Below are 15,745 nucleotides of genomic sequence, written 5' to 3' on the forward strand. Positions count from 1 at the left end.
CTTTCTAATGAGTTGTTTAAGCACTTTTCATTGTAGGTCATATGGAACTTTTTTTCTACACTCAAAAGGCTCTATAATCTCCATGGTGGATTTACCCACTACAGAAATTATAGAGCCGTTTTTTGTCATTGTCATTTCATTTATGATATAATAGTTTGAAAATCAAACAAAAAAGGATGGTTTGTATGTCGTATTTTGACCAGTACCTCAAAGTAAACGAGGCTTACGTTGCCCTGCATGGCACGGCTCACCTGCCGCTGCCTCCCAGAATGCGTGTTGCTATCTTGACTTGTATGGATTCACGTCTTCATGTGGCACAAGCTCTGGGCTTGGCGCTAGGTGATGCTCATATCCTGCGTAATGCCGGTGGTCGTGTTACCGAAGATATGATTCGTTCGTTGGCCATTTCTCAGCAACTGATGGGAACACGAGAGATTGTCGTGCTGCACCATACAGATTGCGGAGCAGAACGTTTGACAAACGAAGGCTTTGCGAAACAGCTCAATGACACATTAGGAGTTGATGTTGGGGAAATGGATTTTCTTCCCTTCTCCGACATTGTGCAGAGCGTTAAGGAGGACATTGCCAAATTAAAAGCCAGCCCTCTGATTCCGGATGACATTATTATTTCAGGAGCGATTTATGATGTGGATACTGGTAAGATGAATCCTGTTTCTTACCCCTAAAACACTGCAGTTTTTTGAAAAAATGACACGGTCTATCCTGACAAGATGAGTAGCTCTTTTGATCTTACTATGTTATACTAGAGTGAGGAGGACAAGTATGTTAGTTTATATTGCAGGTGCGGGTGCGCTCGGTAGCCGTTTTGGGGTTGCTCTTAGCAAGGCTGGTCATGAGGTCATTCTCCTGGATAATTGGCCAGAGCATATTGAAGCTATAAGAGATAAGGGACTTATGATCACAGGTGATGTGAATGACACGATTCAGTTGCCAATCATGAGACCAACACAAGCCACGCGAGAAGCAGATTTGGTCTTGGTTCTGACAAAGTCAACCCAGCTACGTCAAATGCTAAACGATATTCAGCCGATTATCGGTGAGCAAACGAAACTCCTCTGCCTTTTAAATGGTCTTGGTCATATTGAGACCTTACATGAGTTTGTTAGAAAAGAGCAGATCATTATGGGAGTGACTGTTTGGACAGCAGGTTTGATAGAACCTGGTCAAGTCGAGCTACGTGGGTCAGGTTCCTTGACCATTCAGTGCTTGGCGGATACAGAGAGAACGGTAGGCGAGCAGCTGGTTGAAGTCCTCAATCAAGCTGGTCTAAACGCGACCTATACTAATGATGTTTTACATGCCATTTGGAAAAAAGCCATGATAAATGGCACAATGAATGCCACTAGTGCTCTGTTAGATGCGAACTTACATGAGCTGCTGTCTTCCTCTTCTGCGATGGGGCTAGTTAGGCAGGTGTTGTCGGAATTCATCGCTGTAGCCGCTCACTACGGCTTAAGGTTTGATCTTGAAGACACCTATCAATACATCGTTGACGTCTCGACTAAGGTTGGGCATCATTATCCCTCCATGCATCAGGATTTGGTGAAAAACAAGCGGCTGACGGAAGTTGACTATCTCAATGGATTTGTGGCACAAGTGGCTGAAACAATCGGCAGCTCAGCGCCTTATTGTCGAACTATTACCCAATTAGTCCATGCAAAGGAGGACATCAATCAACGATGACACTAACTTTTTTATTAACTTATCGTGGTGAAAATGGCAGAGCTCTGGAATTTGTAGACGCTATGGAGCAGTCTGGTTTGGCGACTACTATTCGCCAGTGATCAGGTAATCTGCGCTATGACTACTTTTCTTCTCTTAGCGATCCAGAAACAGTGCTTCTAGTTGATAGTTGGGCGGATCAAGAAGCCCTTGATGCCCACCATGCTTCTCCTCAAATGGCAGAGATTATCGCTCTCCGCGAAAAATATGACTTGCGGATGACTGCGGAACGACCAATCTCTGATGAGGCGAATTTCTCAGCACATGATCGACACTTTATTCGTGATTAGCACAAGAGGCTAGGTAAAACCGACAAATGGCATCAAAAAAGCGCATAGCATCAGGAGATGCTATGCGCTTTTATTAGGGTTGTTTAGTAAGTTAGAACGGCATATTTTTTCTTGCCGCGGCGGATAACGGTCAGCTCGCCGTCGATTTTGTCAGCATCAGTCAGTTGGTAATCGAGGTCTTGGATGCGGTCGCCGTTGAGGTAGATGGCACCATTTTGGACATCTTCACGGGCTTGACGTTTTGAGTTGACAATACCTGAGGTGACGAGCAGGTCTACGATGTTGCGGCTGTCATCGGCTTTAGCGGTGTAGTTTGGTACGTTGCTGAGTCCTTGCTTGAGCTCTTTAGCAGAGAGTTCTTTGATGTTGCCCGTAAAGAGTTGCTCGGTAATCTTGAGGGCCTGCTGGTAGGCTTCTTCGCCGTGAACTAAGGTCACGACTTCTTTGGCTAGAACTTTCTGAGCAAGGCGCTCATGCGGTGCTGCGAGGAACTGGCTTTCCAGCTCAGCGATTTCTTCCAAAGATAGGAAAGTAAAAATCTTGAGGAAACGGACGGCGTCGGCGTCCATAACATTGAGCCAGAACTGGTACATCTCGTAAGGACTGGTCTTGTCTGCGTCCAACCAGATAGCGTTACCCTCGGACTTGCCAAATTTTTTGCCAGTGCTATCGGTGATGAGGGGAACAGTGATGACGTGTCCTGTCTTATCGCTCTTGCGGCGAAGCAATTCGGTACCTGCGGTCATGTTGCCCCACTGGTCGGAGCCGCCGATTTGTAGGGTCACATCGTAGAGGCGGTTGAGCTCGTAAAAATCATATCCCTGCATGATTTGGTAGGCAAATTCGGTGTAGGAAATGCCTGTTTCAATGCGTTTTTTTACGGATTCCTTGCCCATCATGTAGTTGACGGTAAAGTACTTGCCGACATCACGCAGAAAATCAATGAAGCTGATGCTGCCAAACCAGTCGTAGTTGTTTGTCATAACAGCCTTATTCTCTCCGCTTTCAAAATCAAGAAAGCGTGAGAGTTGTCCTTGGATTTTTTGCACCCAACCGTCAACGGTCTCTTTGGTCTGTAAGCTCCGCTCCGCGTCCTTAAAGGACGGGTCACCGATGAGACCAGTCGCTCCGCCAACCAGAGGGTAGGGTTTGTGTCCCGCTAATTGCAGGTGACGACAGACCAAAATCGGCACCAAGTGTCCGAGGTGAAGGCTGTCCGCTGTCGGATCATATCCCGAATAATAGGCCATAGTCCCTTCTGTTAGGGCTTTTTTGAGGGCGTCTTCGTCTGTCGTCTGAAAGATGAGGCCACGGGCTTTGAGTTCATCAAAGATATTCATGGGCTATTCTCCTTTTTTTGTATTGTCTTTTCATTATAGCAAAACTTCAGTCCTGTTTGCAAGATGACAATTGTGATTTTCACGCCAAACGCATGAAGAAAATTCGTGTCACTATTTTCTAGCGACACAAATGTTTTCAAAAAACTTTCACAATATTTACGTAGGTGCATGGGTTCATCTGCTTTTCCGCTGACATTTATGACAAAATGTCATGATTAAACAGATAACTTTTTATGAAAATCATTATCTGAAAGCGATGTTTTTGTCGTGCGCTCGGCGCGCATGATTTTGGTGCTTAATTGGCTAAAACTGTATCAAGTTCGGTAAATAGTGTCGTCTTAGACTTTTTTCTTGCATCTTTGATGAATAAATGCTATAATGATAAAAAATTAATGATAAAGAAAGGAGACGGGGTGACAACTTCGTCTTCTCTTTGTTGAAAAGGAGGGATTCTTATCGCAACGATTATTGAACTGGTGGAGGCGGTGGTGGCACCTGTTATCGCTGCCCCCTATGAGCTGGTGGATATTGAGTACGAGAAGATGGGGGGTGATTATGTCCTGTCGATTTTGGTTGACAAGCCTGGCGGGATAACGGTCGATGATACAGCAGACTTGACAGAGGTCATTAGTCCCCTGCTAGATACCATCACACCAGACCCTTTTCCAGATCAGTATTTTCTGGAGATTTCAAGCCCTGGTCTGGAGCGTCCGCTCAAGACCAAGGAAGCCTTGGCAGGAGCGGTTGGTCGCTATATTAACGTCAGTCTCTATCAGGCTATTGACAAGGTTAAGGTTTTTGAAGGCACATTGCAGAGCTTTGACAACGATGAGCTTGTCCTAGACTATCTAGATAAGACCAGACGAAAAACGGTGACCATCCCTTATCAACTGGTTGCCAAAGCCAGATTAGCTGTAAAATTATAGGAAAGGATTTATTTTCAAGAAAACAACTTGTTTTTGAGAGAGATATACCATGAGCAAAGAAATGTTAGAAGCCTTCCGTATTTTGGAAGAAGAAAAGCACATCAATAAGGCAGACATCATCGAGACGGTGACGGAATCCCTCAAGTCAGCCTATCGTAGAAAGTACGGTCAGGCTGAGTCAGCTGTTGTTGAATTTAATGAAAAAACAGGGGATTTCAAGGTTTATACTGTCCGTGAAGTCGTTGACGAGGTTTTTGATAGCCGCTTGGAAATCAGCCTCAAAGACGCTCTGGCGATCAGCTCTGCCTATGAGCTGGGAGACAAGATTCGTTTTGAGGAATCTGTCAAGGAATTTGGTCGCGTGGCTGCTCAATCAGCTAAACAAACCATCATGGAAAAGATGCGCAAGCAATTCCGTGAAGTAACCTACAACGAGTACAAACAGCACGAAGGTGAAATCATGACAGGAACTGTGGAGCGGTTCGATAATCGCTTCATCTATGTCAACCTAGGCACCATCGAAGCTCAGCTTTCTCACCAAGACCAAATTCCAGGAGAGACCTTCAAGTCTCACGATTGTATCGAGGTCTATGTGTACAAGGTTGAGAACAACCCGCGCGGGGTTAACGTCTTTGTTAGCCGCAGTCACCCTGAGTTTATTAAGCGGATTATGGAGCAGGAAATTCCTGAGGTTTTTGACGGCACGGTAGAAATCATGAGCGTGTCTCGTGAGGCTGGTGACCGCAGTAAAGTAGCAGTTCGTAGCCACAACCCTAACGTTGATGCCATCGGTACCATCGTTGGTCGCAAGGGGGCTAATATCCAAAAAGTGATTAGCAAGTTCCATCCAAAACGAATCGATGCTAAGACGGGGCTCTCTGTTCCTGTTGAGGAGAACATTGACGTGATCCAGTGGGTTGAAGATCCAGCTGAGTACATCTACAATGCCATCGCGCCAGCTGAGGTGGACTACGTCATCTTTGACGAGAAAGACAGCAAGCGCGCCCTCGTTGTTGTTCCTGATAACAAGCTGTCTCTAGCTATCGGTCGTCGTGGGCAAAACGTTCGCCTGGCGGCTCACTTGACGGGCTACCGCATTGACATCAAGTCTGCGTCAGAGTATGAGGCTATGGCAGCAGAGCAAGAGGTGTTTGCTTCAGCAGAGCCAACAGAGCTTTCAGATGGCAGTACAGAAGTGACTGCTGAAGGTTAGGTCTCAGGAGGCGTTATGGCAAAAACACGCAAAATTCCCCTACGCAAATCAGTGGTTTCTGGCGAGATTATCGACAAACGCGACCTGCTGCGTATTGTCAAAAACAAGGACGGTCAGATTTTTATTGACCCTACTGGAAAACAGAACGGTCGCGGCGCCTACATCAAGCTAGATAACGAGGAGGTTAAACTGGCCAAGAAAAAACTGGTTTTTAACCGCAGTTTTTCCATGGATGTGCCAGAGAGCTTCTACGATGAACTGATTGCTTATGTGGATCACAAGGTAAAAAGAAGAGAGTTAGGTCTTGAATAAGTTGCAACAACTCTTAAACCTCATGGGCTTGGCTCAGCGTGCTGGCAAACTTATCTCAGGCGAGGAATTGGTCGTCAAGGCTATCCAGACCGAGCAAGCAAGACTGGTCTTTGTGGCCAAGGATGCTAGCCAGAACCTGATTAAGACCGTGACGGATAAATGTAAATATTACGATATAGAAGTCTCAACAGTGTTTGATACGCTGGACCTTAGCAGCGCTATCGGCAGACCCAGAAAGGTTGTGGCAGTTAGTGATGCTGGATTTTCAAAGAAAATGAGGACTCTTATGGACTAAAGGACGAGGAGGACACGATTTGTCTAAAAAAAGAATTAATGAAATTGCCCGTGAAACGGGTATCAGTAACAAAGATTTAGTTGCCAAGGCTCAGGAATTGGGGCTTTCAGTCAAAAGCCATTCTAGCAGTGTGGACGAAGGTGAGGCCAAGCGCTTGATTGCAAGTTTTGGTGGGGGAGCCTCCAAGGCAATGCCAGCTCAGCCACATCAAGCAAGCTCGACAACTGATAACCAAGCGCCAGCTACTTCAGCAGCAAAACCTGTTGAAAATACTGAAGAAACCAAGCGCTCATCTAGCCAGAAAACGGTAGTTGCTCAGCCATCTACGCCGAAAGCGACCCAAGAAGCGCCAATAACGCCTAAAGTCGAACCAAAAGTAGAGCAGGTAGCAGAGAGCAGACCGACCCCAGCTCGCCCGCAGAGCCGTAACTTCAAGGCAGAACGTGAGGCACGACAAAAGGCTGAGGCAGAGCGTCGCCAACAGGGTGGTCAGCAGCGGCATAGTGGTCAAGGCAAAGGTAACCGTCAAGAGCGAGGCCGGGATAACAAGCGTGAAGACCGCAATCAACGGGAGCGTGGGCAAGCAGGTGCACTAAACCGTGATAATCGTCGTCAGCAGGACAACCGCCGCAATGACCGAAACCAAGGACATAAGCAGGATAACCGCCAGCAAAATCGCAACGCTACAGCGCCTCGGATTGACTTTAAGGCAAGGGCAGCAGCCCTCAAGGCTGAGCAAAATGCTGAGTATTCGCGCAATAGCGAGCAACGTTTTCGCGAGCAAGAAGAAGCCAAACGCCGCGAAGCACTAGCTTTGGAAGAAGCTCGTAAGGCACGCATGGCAGAAGAATTAGCAGCTCAAGAACGCCTCGAGCAAAGTGTGTCAACACCAAAAGCCCAGCCAGTTCCTCAGGCAGAAAAAACAGCTTCGGCTGCTCCAGACAATCGTCGTAAAAAAGCCTCTCGTCCTGAAAAATCCCGTGATTTTTCAAATGAAGACGGCCCTAAACCAACAAAAAATAAGAAAAATTGGAATCAAAACCAAGTGAGAAATCAACGAAACTCTAACTGGAACAACAGTAAGAAAAACAAAAAAGGCAAGGGTGCTCCTGCACCTGTAACAGAGCGTAAGTTCCACGAACTGCCAAAAGAATTTGAGTACACCGAAGGCATGACGGTCGCTGACATCGCTAAGCGCATCAAACGTGAGCCAGCGGAAATCGTTAAAAAGCTCTTCATGATGGGCGTGATGGCGACCCAGAACCAGTCTCTGGACGGTGACACCATTGAACTTCTTATGGTGGACTACGGCATTGAAGCCAAGGCTAAGGTTGAAGTAGACAATGCTGATATTGAACGTTTCTTTGTGGATGAAGACTACCTCAACCCTGAAAATATGGTGGAGCGCGCACCTGTCGTGACTATCATGGGACACGTTGACCATGGTAAGACCACCTTGCTTGATACGCTGCGCAATTCTCGTGTGGCAACTGGAGAAGCTGGGGGGATTACCCAGCATATTGGTGCTTATCAGATTGAGGAAAATGGCAAGAAAATCACTTTCCTTGATACGCCAGGACACGAAGCCTTCACAAGCATGCGCGCGCGCGGAGCATCAGTAACCGACATCACTATCCTGATTGTGGCAGCAGATGATGGGGTAATGCCACAAACCGTTGAAGCCATCAACCACTCTAAAGCAGCTGGTGTACCGATTATTGTGGCAATTAACAAGATTGATAAGCCTGATGCTAATCCGAGCCGTGTTATCAATGAGTTAGCAGAGCATGGCGTTATGCAGGCATCATGGGGCGGGGATTCTGAGTTTGTGGAAATCTCTGCTAAGTTTGGTAAGAATATCGACACCCTCTTAGAAACGGTGCTCTTGGTGGCTGAATTCCAAGAACTCAAGGCAGACCCAACGGTCCGTGCTATCGGTACGGTTATTGAAGCCCAGCTGGATAAAGGAAAAGGTGCTGTGGCGACCCTCTTGGTACAGCAGGGAACGCTTAACGTCCAAGACCCAATCGTTGTCGGTAATACCTTTGGTCGTGTCCGTGCCATGACTAATGACCTGGGGCGTCGTGTCAAGACAGCTCTGCCGTCTACCCCAGTATCCATCACTGGTCTTAACGAAACGCCGATGGCAGGTGACCATTTTGCAGTCTATGAGGATGAAAAAGCGGCGCGCGCAGCTGGTGAAGAGCGTGCTAAACGTGCCCTGCTCAAACAACGTCAAAATACCCAACGTGTCAGCCTAGAGAACCTCTTTGATACCCTCAAGGCTGGTCAGGTTAAATCTGTTAACGTCATCATCAAGGCTGATGTACAAGGTTCGGTGGAAGCCCTTGCTAGCTCCCTCTTGAAGATTGATGTGGAAGGTGTTAAGGTCAATGTCGTTCACTCTGCTGTTGGTGCCATCAACGAGTCTGATGTGACCCTGGCGGAAGCCTCAAACGCTATCCTTATCGGTTTCAACGTTCGTCCGACTCCGCAAGCGCGTGTGCAGGCCGATACCGACGATGTAGAAATCCGTCTTCACAGCATCATCTACAAGGTTATCGAGGAAGTTGAAGATGCTATGAAGGGTATGCTTGATCCAGAATTTGAAGAGAAAATCATTGGTGAAGCCATGATTCGTGAGACCTTCAAGGTGGCTAAAATCGGCACCATCGGTGGCTTTATGGTCACTCGTGGTAAAATCCAACGTGATGCCAAGGCGCGTGTTATCCGTGACGGTGTCGTGATTCACGATGGTGCTCTTGCTAGCCTCAAACACTTCAAAGATGATGTCAAAGAACTGGGAGTTGGTCGTGAAGGTGGTTTAATGCTCGAAAACTATAATGACCTGCAAATTGATGACACCATCGAAGCCTACATCATGGAAGAGATTAAACGTTAAAAAGCCCTGCTTCTAGGGAGCTAAAAAATCAAAAAGTTGAAGCTGGAGCTTGTTGCCGATTGAACAATCAGTTGTGTAAAAATAATAAGTACCAGAACAATGACACTGTTTAAAGATGTTCCAGCTAGGCTTGTCCTAGCTGTCATCTTATCATTAAGAGAGATAGAAAGGAGCCACCTATGGCTAACCATCGTGCAGACCGTGTTGGTATGGAAGTCAAGCGTGAGGTTAATGAGATTTTGCAGCGGCACATCCGTGACCCACGTGTCCAAGGCGTGACGATCACCGATGTCCAAATGTTGGGTGATTTATCCGCCGCCAAGGTCTACTATACTATTTTGTCAGATTTGGCATCGGATAATAAAAAAGCCCAAGAGGGCTTAGAAAAGGCTAAGGGGACCATTAAGCGTGAGCTAGGGAAAACCCTGACCCTCTATAAAATCCCTGACTTGACCTTCATCAAGGACGAGTCCATTGCTTATGGCAATAAAATTGACCAAATGTTACAAGATTTGGAACGTCAGGATTAGCAAAGAGAGTGGGACTCAATCGGTAATTCGGTAGAATTCGATTTTCCCTCACCTCCGCTCAACCCCTGCGTCTGACTTTGTTAACAATAACAAAAAAGGAAGGCTGGGACTGTTGTCCCAGCCTTTTTTGGGCTTTTCTGGCGTAGCAGATAATTGAACTTGGCTGAAAATCTTGCTATAATGAAGTATCATTTTAAGGAGGACAGGACATGTCATTTGAACAAGCCATCAAACAGTTTACATCAGTAACAGCCCAAGAGTTGGAAAAACTGATTCAAACAGAAGAGAAAGTTATTGCCTTTATTGGGCGTCCAACTTGCCCATATTGTCAACGTTTTGCACCAAAATTGGCGCAGGCCCAAGCTGACACTAACGCGTCAATTTACTTTGTAGATAGCAGCAATGTGTCTGATGCCGCTTTGCAAGACTTGCGTGCTAAATATGGCGTGAAAACAGTGCCAGGGCTCTTGGTTGCCACCCAGCAAGACGTTAAGGTGGTTTGTGATTCTTCCCTCTCTGTGACAGAAATCACAGCCTTTATGGCATAGATAATACCTGATGACAGTAAGAGCGAGTGGGGACTAATCATAGTTTGTAAGAACGCCATTTCTTTCACCCTCGCCTTGCCTAACTGAACAGTCAGGATGGTTGTTGAGCGGTTGCTTTGCAAGTCTAGAGCTGGCAAAACAAGACGTGCTCCTAACTGATCTATCTGGCTTATTTGAACATCACATGAAGAGACTGGGACTGCTGTTTTAGTCTTTTTATGTTTGGTAATTGCATGCTTGTGGGATGTGCTGGTCGAATTAGGTTGGCAACGGGATTTCTCTCAACACTCATCTGCCATTATCTGCTTATCATCCTTAAACTGGTCTATCTATACAGTATAAAAAATTGTCTTAAATCCTTGACAGAACCCTTAGATTGTGATAACCTATTAGAGGTTTTGAATAAAACTGACCTAAGACAGCAGGGGAGTCTAACTCATAAACATCCTGCCGAGGCACAAAAACGTGATAAAATCGTCTACGTATTTGTACTTTCGTGTCTGGGTTTGGATGCGATTTTTTCGTTTCCAACCAAAAATAAAAACGGAGGTAAAACACTAATGAGTCAAGCAAATATTGCTAAAAAAGCAGAACTCGTTGAAGTTTATGCTGAGAAGATGAAAGCTGCAGCCTCAATCGTTGTGGTTGATGCGCGTGGTTTGACTGTTGAGCAGGATACTGTTCTTCGTCGTAATCTTCGTGGCGCTGACGTTGAGTATAAAGTTGTGAAAAACTCTATCTTGCGTCGTGCTGCAGAAGCTGCTGGTCTTGAAGGATTGGCTGACGTTTTCGTTGGTCCAACAGCTATCGCTTTTTCTAACGAAGATGTGATTGCACCAGCTAAAACACTTCATGATTTTGCGAAAATAGCTGATGCTCTTGAAATCAAGGGTGGTATCATTGAAGGTGCGGTTGCTTCTAAAGAAGAAATCGTTGCACTTGCGACCCTGCCAAACCGCGAAGGATTGCTGTCTATGCTCCTTTCAGTACTTCAAGCACCAGTTCGCAACGTTGCACTTGCTGTCAAATCAGTTGCAGAAAGCAAAGACGCTGCTTAATCTTAGCAGCCTAATCGTGACCTTGTCACAACCTATTTAAAAACATATTTTGGAGGAATCTACAATGGCATTGAACATTGAAAACATTATTGCTGAAATCAAAGAAGCTTCAATCCTTGAGCTTAACGACCTTGTAAAAGCTATCGAAGAGGAGTTTGGCGTTACTGCTGCTGCTCCAGTTGCAGTTGCTGCTGCTGGTGGTGCTGCTGAAGAAGCTAAAGATTCATTCGACGTTGAATTGACATCTGCTGGCGACAAAAAAGTTGGCGTTATCAAAGTTGTTCGCGAAATCACAGGTCTTGGTCTTAAAGAAGCTAAAGAGCTTGTTGATGGTGCACCTGCACTTGTTAAAGAAGGTGTTAACGCAGCAGAAGCTGAAGAGCTTAAAGCTAAATTGGAAGAAGCAGGCGCTTCAGTTACGCTTAAATAAGAAGCATATAGCAATTTGAGAGCGGAAGCCCGATTTACCAGTCTTTTAGAGCTTATAGCGATTTAAAGAAACTGATAATTTGATTTGGTTTCCTGCCAAAAATCCTGCCAAAAAATCTGGCTCATTGTCAACTGTAGTGGGTTGACCAATTTAACACCGAGAGAGGACAAGTTTAGTCTTCTCTCGTTTTATGTTTAGCGCAATGAAAATGAGAGTTTTGAAGTTTTCATCTTCCGAAACCTAAAGGCATTCCGTTTAATGACCTTGATAAGGTTGTTTGTCGCCTCAAGTTTAGCGTTTGAGTAAAGCAGTTCCAAGGCGTTGACAATCTTGTCTTTATTCTTCAAGAAAGTCTTAAAAACTGTCTGAAAGATAGGATTTACAGTGGACAAATCTTCTTCAATAAGACCCAAAAACTGTTCAGCTTGCTTTTCTTGGAAGTGAAACAGGAATAGTTGATAAAGCTCGTAATGTTCTCTCAATTCTTGAGAATAGCTGAGCAGCTTAGCGACAATTTCCTGATTGGTCAAGTGCATGCGAAAAGTAGGATGATAAAAGCATTTATCGACTGATTTTTTGGATATCTTTTTGGAGTAAACTAGTCCAGTCGACTAGTTTAGCCTAAACTTGGAAACGGGAGAGCGAGGGTGTTTAGCTAACTTGTAATACGGACTAAACATGTCCATAGTAATGACCTTGACACGGTTTCTGACTGTTCTAGAATAGCGTAGAAAGTGGTTACGAATGGTGGTTTGGGTTCGACCGTCTAGGATTGTCACAATTTTAAGTGAGTCAAAGTTCTCTGCGATAAAGCTCATTTTGCCTTTCCTGCTTCAACTAGTCGCTTTTGTATTTTCAGGCTCCTACCTCAAACAGTCCACTGGACTGTTTGAGTCCCAACTCATGTTAGTTGGCAGCCAGGTCAGGTCTGTCTTGAACTGGAACTCCTTTAGCTTTCGGATAACGGTTGAGGTTGATACCGCAAGGCTCTCAGCGATAGCGGTCAGGGCTACTTTCTCAATCAGTTTCTGAGCAATTTTCTAATGAAGAATGACGGGAATCTGGTGATTTTTCTTGACCAAGGATGTCTCTGCGACCGCCATTTTCCCGCACTTTTGGCAGTGGAAGCGTCGCTTTCGCAAGCGAATGAATGTTTTATAGCCAGCACACTCAAGATAAGGGATTTTGGATGGTTTCTGGAAATCGTATTTAGCCATTTGCCCCTGGCAATATTGGCATTTTGGAGCAGGGTAGTCCAGCTTAGCAATGACTTCCTTGTGGCTTCTAGTGTCCACAATCTCCAAAATAGTGATATTAGGGTCTTTAATTCCGAGTAGGTTTGTGATAAAATCCTCGCTTTTTCTATTTTAGAGCTCAGAAAGAACTAGTCACTCCTCTGACTAGTTCTTTATTCCATATGATTCTTTCTAATGAGTGGTTTGATTGCTTTTTATTATAGGTCATATGGGCTTTTTTCATACTCAAAAAGGCTCCATAATCTCCGAGGTGGATTTACCCACTACAAAAATTATAGAGCCAAAAATCTTTGGCAGGATTTTTGTTTTAAATAAATAAACTTTGCAGAATTGCTATTTCTTAAACATTTTTGTTTGTAGGAATATATTTTTATGTGAGCGAGAACATTTAATAAGTGTTCTCGCTTTTTTTATTCTCAGGAGGAAAATCATGCAAAAGAATGAACAGTCATCACGACAAATTGTGATGTGTCATCTCATGGCTATCATGAGAATTGATATCGAGAAAGCAAAGAGGATTGTTGTTGAAATGGAAGAGTCTGGCTTAATCCAGTTTGATGACATGGGGAATGTTGGTCTATTGGTATTGGAGGGACAATCATGAAACGTATCACCGCAAATCACTATCAAACGTCAGAACGTTATTATAAACTCCCTAAACTCTTATTTGAGAGTGAGCGCTACAAGGACATGAAACTTGAGGTGAAGGTTGCTTATGCTGTTCTAAAAGACCGTTTGGAATTGTCATTAAGTAGAGGGTGGATTGATGAAGATGGGGCTATCTATTTGGTCTATTCTAACTCCAAACTCATGGCACTACTTGGCTGTTCCAAGTCAAAATTACTGACGATTAAGAAAACCTTACGAGAGTATGGTTTGATTGATGAAGTCCAACAGTCTTCCAGTGAAAAAGGACGTTTGGCGAATAAAATTTACTTAGGGGAGTTGGAACATGAACCAACCCCAGTCTCAAATTCAGACGGGGGTAGTGTTCAAAAAATACCAGGGGGGTATCAAAATCAGCCGGGGCCAGTCTTAAATTCAGCCACTAGTGAGACTGAAGTTAGTGAGACTGATAGGAGTGAAACTAAAGAGAGTGAGTCAGTCATTGAGGACGAGGAGGAGAAAGAAAGTCTAACAAGTAAGAAATGTGACGATGATAATTTTCAACGTAAAGTAGACCGAGTCACAAGATACGACAGAGATTACATTTGGGGCTTGGTACATGATCAGTTGAGACAAGTTGGTCTATCACAGGCTGCTAGTGATTATGCCATGATTTATTTTGATTATCGGTATCAGTACGCTTTAGAGAATATGAGGTTTGCGGACAGAACAGAAACGATAGCGGAGTATGTCTTTAATGGCGTCTTATCCGAATGGACCAAGGTCCAACGCTTAAAAGAACTAAAAGGGGGTGAGTAAGATGTTTTGGTGGATATTATTAGGTATTTGGGGATTAGGAATGATTTGGTTCATTTTTGAACTTATCACTGCCCCAGAAATGGAAGATCATTGTTAAGAAAGGACGTTACGCAAGAAGTAAGGTCCTTTTAGTTTTGTCAGAAAGGAATGAGAGACATGAAGTTTTTAGATTTGTTTGCAGGAATTGGAGGCTTTCGACTGGGGTTAACTCGTCAGGGCCATGAGTGTATTGGCTTTTGTGAGATTGACAAGTTTGCGAGGAAATCTTACAAGGCCATCTATGAGACCAAAGGAGAAATAGAATTTCATGATATTAGACAAGTCACAGATCAGGACTTTAGACAACTTAGAGGGCAAGTGGACATCATCTGTGGGGGATTCCCTTGCCAGGCATTTTCACTCGCAGGCAGACGATTGGGATTTGAGGATACTAGGGGTACTTTGTTCTTCGAGATTGCTCGAGCGGCCAAACAGATCCAACCACGTTTTTTATTCCTCGAAAATGTCAAGGGCTTACTCAGTCACGACAAGGGAGAGACATTTCGAACAATCCTCACCACATTGGATGAGTTGGGGTATGATGTCGAATGGCAGGTGCTTAACAGTAAAGATTTCCAAGTGCCGCAAAACCGTGAAAGAATTTTTATTATCGGACATTCTAGAAGATATCGTCCCCGATTCCTATTTCCTCTCAGAGGAGAAAGTAGCTCAACTCGTCTTGAACGATTAGGTAATGTTAATCCATCAGGAAATGGCATGAATGGGGAAGTCTATTTATCATGTGGGCTAGCACCAACCTTAACCAGAGGAAAAGGTGAGGGAACTAAAATTGCCATTCCTGTCTTAACCCCTGATAGGCTAGAAAAACGCCAACATGGGAGACGTTTTAAAGGGAACGATGATCCGATGTTTACTTTAACTAGCCAAGATCGGCATGGTGTAGTTGTCGCAGGAACTCTGCCAACGTCTTTTATCCAAACTGGACGTGTCTATGACCTTTCAGGGCTTTCTCCAATGTTGACAACCATGCAGGGAGGGGATAAAGTTCCTAAGATTCTCTGTCGTGAAGAAGCGCCACATTTGAAAATTAGGGAAGCGACTAAACTAGGGTATGCTAAGGCAATAGTGGGAGATTCTGTCAACCTTGCTTACCCAGAGTCTACTAAACGCAGAGGACGAGTAGGAAAGGGAATTTCAAATACTTTAACCACTTCTGACAATATGGGAGTGGTTGTTGCTGCTTTGGAATACCGTAAGGACAATCAGTCTGAGTCATAAAAAATAAGTGATAAGAAATTATATGATGTCAATTTTTTTCAAGATTATTTTAAAAATAAGGAAGTCGGGGATTCAGTGAAAAGGCACCCCTTTTCTGTACAATTTTTATAAAGTGTTTTTGTTAAGCGATAACTCGCTTAACCATAGGTGTTTGGTAATCGAGACTACCGTGAATGCGATGATGGTTCCACCAGTGGAC

At 44.6% G+C, this 15,745-nt stretch carries 14 protein-coding genes, 3 pseudogenes and 1 other annotated feature; of the genes and pseudogenes, 15 read left to right on the forward strand and 2 right to left on the reverse strand.

Going from position 1 to position 15,745, the window contains the following annotated elements:
• The first annotated feature begins 185 nt into the window (after nucleotides 1-185).
• From ACERC5_RS08420 to ACERC5_RS08430, 3 genes and pseudogenes are all read left to right on the forward strand, one after another.
• Nucleotides 186-686 (forward strand): beta-class carbonic anhydrase, encoded by a 501-nt coding sequence (locus ACERC5_RS08420; RefSeq protein WP_373659485.1) that lies wholly within the window; start codon nucleotides 186-188, stop codon nucleotides 684-686.
• 97 nt (nucleotides 687-783) lie between these two features.
• Complete coding sequence (locus ACERC5_RS08425) at nucleotides 784-1,704, forward strand: 2-dehydropantoate 2-reductase (protein WP_373659484.1); 921 nt, start codon at nucleotides 784-786, stop codon at nucleotides 1,702-1,704.
• Nucleotides 1,701-2,033: pseudogene (locus ACERC5_RS08430) on the forward strand (putative quinol monooxygenase). The gene ACERC5_RS08425 and the pseudogene ACERC5_RS08430 overlap by 4 nt, the downstream one beginning before the upstream one ends.
• Before the next feature lie 83 nt (nucleotides 2,034-2,116).
• On the opposite strand, the gene tyrS reads toward ACERC5_RS08430, so the two are convergent.
• Nucleotides 2,117-3,373 (reverse strand): tyrosine--tRNA ligase, encoded by a 1,257-nt coding sequence (tyrS, locus tag ACERC5_RS08435; RefSeq protein WP_373659483.1) that lies wholly within the window; start codon nucleotides 3,371-3,373, stop codon nucleotides 2,117-2,119.
• 449 nt (nucleotides 3,374-3,822) lie between these two features.
• Between tyrS and rimP the strand changes: the two genes are divergently transcribed.
• From rimP to rplL, 9 genes are all read left to right on the forward strand, one after another.
• Nucleotides 3,823-4,299, forward strand: a complete 477-nt coding sequence (rimP, locus tag ACERC5_RS08440; protein WP_373659487.1) for a ribosome maturation factor RimP — start codon at nucleotides 3,823-3,825, stop codon at nucleotides 4,297-4,299.
• A gap of 49 nt (nucleotides 4,300-4,348) precedes the next feature.
• Nucleotides 4,349-5,512 carry a transcription termination factor NusA gene (nusA, locus tag ACERC5_RS08445; protein ID WP_373660564.1) on the forward strand — a complete coding sequence of 388 codons (1,164 nt, stop codon included), beginning with the start codon at nucleotides 4,349-4,351 and terminating at the stop codon, nucleotides 5,510-5,512.
• A 15-nt stretch (nucleotides 5,513-5,527) separates the two neighbouring features.
• The gene (gene rnpM / locus ACERC5_RS08450; RefSeq protein WP_373659481.1) at nucleotides 5,528-5,824 is read left to right on the forward strand and encodes an RNase P modulator RnpM; all 297 of its coding nucleotides are present in this window, start codon (nucleotides 5,528-5,530) and stop codon (nucleotides 5,822-5,824) included.
• Nucleotides 5,825-5,846: 22 nt separating this feature from the next.
• Nucleotides 5,847-6,119 (forward strand): YlxQ-related RNA-binding protein, encoded by a 273-nt coding sequence (locus tag ACERC5_RS08455; RefSeq protein WP_373659486.1) that lies wholly within the window; start codon nucleotides 5,847-5,849, stop codon nucleotides 6,117-6,119.
• A gap of 19 nt (nucleotides 6,120-6,138) precedes the next feature.
• Nucleotides 6,139-9,021, forward strand: a complete 2,883-nt coding sequence (gene infB, locus ACERC5_RS08460) for a translation initiation factor IF-2 (protein WP_373659480.1) — start codon at nucleotides 6,139-6,141, stop codon at nucleotides 9,019-9,021.
• Between the two features lie 179 nt (nucleotides 9,022-9,200).
• Nucleotides 9,201-9,551, forward strand: coding sequence for a 30S ribosome-binding factor RbfA (gene rbfA, locus ACERC5_RS08465; RefSeq protein WP_373659479.1), 351 nt, complete (start codon nucleotides 9,201-9,203; stop codon nucleotides 9,549-9,551).
• Nucleotides 9,552-9,760: 209 nt separating this feature from the next.
• Nucleotides 9,761-10,099, forward strand: a complete 339-nt coding sequence (locus ACERC5_RS08470) for a thioredoxin domain-containing protein (RefSeq protein ID WP_373659478.1) — start codon at nucleotides 9,761-9,763, stop codon at nucleotides 10,097-10,099.
• 394 nt (nucleotides 10,100-10,493) lie between these two features.
• Nucleotides 10,494-10,631, forward strand: a sequence feature (ribosomal protein L10 leader region).
• Nucleotides 10,632-10,659: 28 nt separating this feature from the next.
• A complete protein-coding gene (gene rplJ / locus ACERC5_RS08475; protein ID WP_373659477.1) occupies nucleotides 10,660-11,157 on the forward strand; it encodes a 50S ribosomal protein L10 in 498 nt (165 codons plus the stop codon).
• 64 nt (nucleotides 11,158-11,221) lie between these two features.
• Complete coding sequence (rplL, locus tag ACERC5_RS08480; protein WP_018367840.1) at nucleotides 11,222-11,587, forward strand: 50S ribosomal protein L7/L12; 366 nt, start codon at nucleotides 11,222-11,224, stop codon at nucleotides 11,585-11,587.
• A gap of 150 nt (nucleotides 11,588-11,737) precedes the next feature.
• Here the strand turns inward: rplL and ACERC5_RS08485 are convergent.
• Nucleotides 11,738-12,933: pseudogene (locus ACERC5_RS08485) on the reverse strand (transposase).
• 340 nt (nucleotides 12,934-13,273) lie between these two features.
• Here ACERC5_RS08485 and ACERC5_RS08490 point away from each other — a divergent pair.
• The 3 genes and pseudogenes from ACERC5_RS08490 to ACERC5_RS08500 all read left to right on the forward strand — a co-directional run.
• A complete protein-coding gene (locus ACERC5_RS08490; RefSeq protein ID WP_093998685.1) occupies nucleotides 13,274-13,447 on the forward strand; it encodes a hypothetical protein in 174 nt (57 codons plus the stop codon).
• On the forward strand, nucleotides 13,444-14,268 hold the full coding sequence (locus ACERC5_RS08495; protein WP_373659475.1) for a replication initiator protein A: 825 nt from the start codon (nucleotides 13,444-13,446) through the stop codon (nucleotides 14,266-14,268). Before ACERC5_RS08490 ends, ACERC5_RS08495 begins: the two co-directional genes overlap by 4 nt.
• A 156-nt stretch (nucleotides 14,269-14,424) precedes the next feature.
• Nucleotides 14,425-15,540 (forward strand): annotated as a pseudogene (locus tag ACERC5_RS08500) (DNA cytosine methyltransferase); the annotation flags it as partial.
• Between the last annotated feature and the right edge of the window lie 205 nt (nucleotides 15,541-15,745).

Origin of the sequence: Streptococcus sp. E24BD, from assembly GCF_041807825.1 — a bacterium.
Taxonomy (GTDB): domain Bacteria; phylum Bacillota; class Bacilli; order Lactobacillales; family Streptococcaceae; genus Streptococcus; species Streptococcus entericus.

What these genes read in the sequence shown, in the direction of transcription:
- ACERC5_RS08420 (WP_373659485.1), top strand. Translation starts at nt 186, where the DNA reads ATGTCGTATTTTGACCAGTACCTCAAAGTAAACGAGGCTTACGTTGCC.
- ACERC5_RS08425 (WP_373659484.1), top strand. Translation starts at nt 784, where the DNA reads ATGTTAGTTTATATTGCAGGTGCGGGTGCGCTCGGTAGCCGTTTTGGG.
- tyrS (WP_373659483.1), bottom strand. Translation starts at nt 3,373, where the DNA reads ATGAATATCTTTGATGAACTCAAAGCCCGTGGCCTCATCTTTCAGACG.
- nusA (WP_373660564.1), top strand. Translation starts at nt 4,349, where the DNA reads ATGAGCAAAGAAATGTTAGAAGCCTTCCGTATTTTGGAAGAAGAAAAG.
- rnpM (WP_373659481.1), top strand. Translation starts at nt 5,528, where the DNA reads ATGGCAAAAACACGCAAAATTCCCCTACGCAAATCAGTGGTTTCTGGC.
- ACERC5_RS08455 (WP_373659486.1), top strand. Translation starts at nt 5,847, where the DNA reads ATGGGCTTGGCTCAGCGTGCTGGCAAACTTATCTCAGGCGAGGAATTG.
- rbfA (WP_373659479.1), top strand. Translation starts at nt 9,201, where the DNA reads ATGGCTAACCATCGTGCAGACCGTGTTGGTATGGAAGTCAAGCGTGAG.
- ACERC5_RS08470 (WP_373659478.1), top strand. Translation starts at nt 9,761, where the DNA reads ATGTCATTTGAACAAGCCATCAAACAGTTTACATCAGTAACAGCCCAA.
- rplJ (WP_373659477.1), top strand. Translation starts at nt 10,660, where the DNA reads ATGAGTCAAGCAAATATTGCTAAAAAAGCAGAACTCGTTGAAGTTTAT.
- rplL (WP_018367840.1), top strand. Translation starts at nt 11,222, where the DNA reads ATGGCATTGAACATTGAAAACATTATTGCTGAAATCAAAGAAGCTTCA.
- ACERC5_RS08490 (WP_093998685.1), top strand. Translation starts at nt 13,274, where the DNA reads ATGCAAAAGAATGAACAGTCATCACGACAAATTGTGATGTGTCATCTC.
- ACERC5_RS08495 (WP_373659475.1), top strand. Translation starts at nt 13,444, where the DNA reads ATGAAACGTATCACCGCAAATCACTATCAAACGTCAGAACGTTATTAT.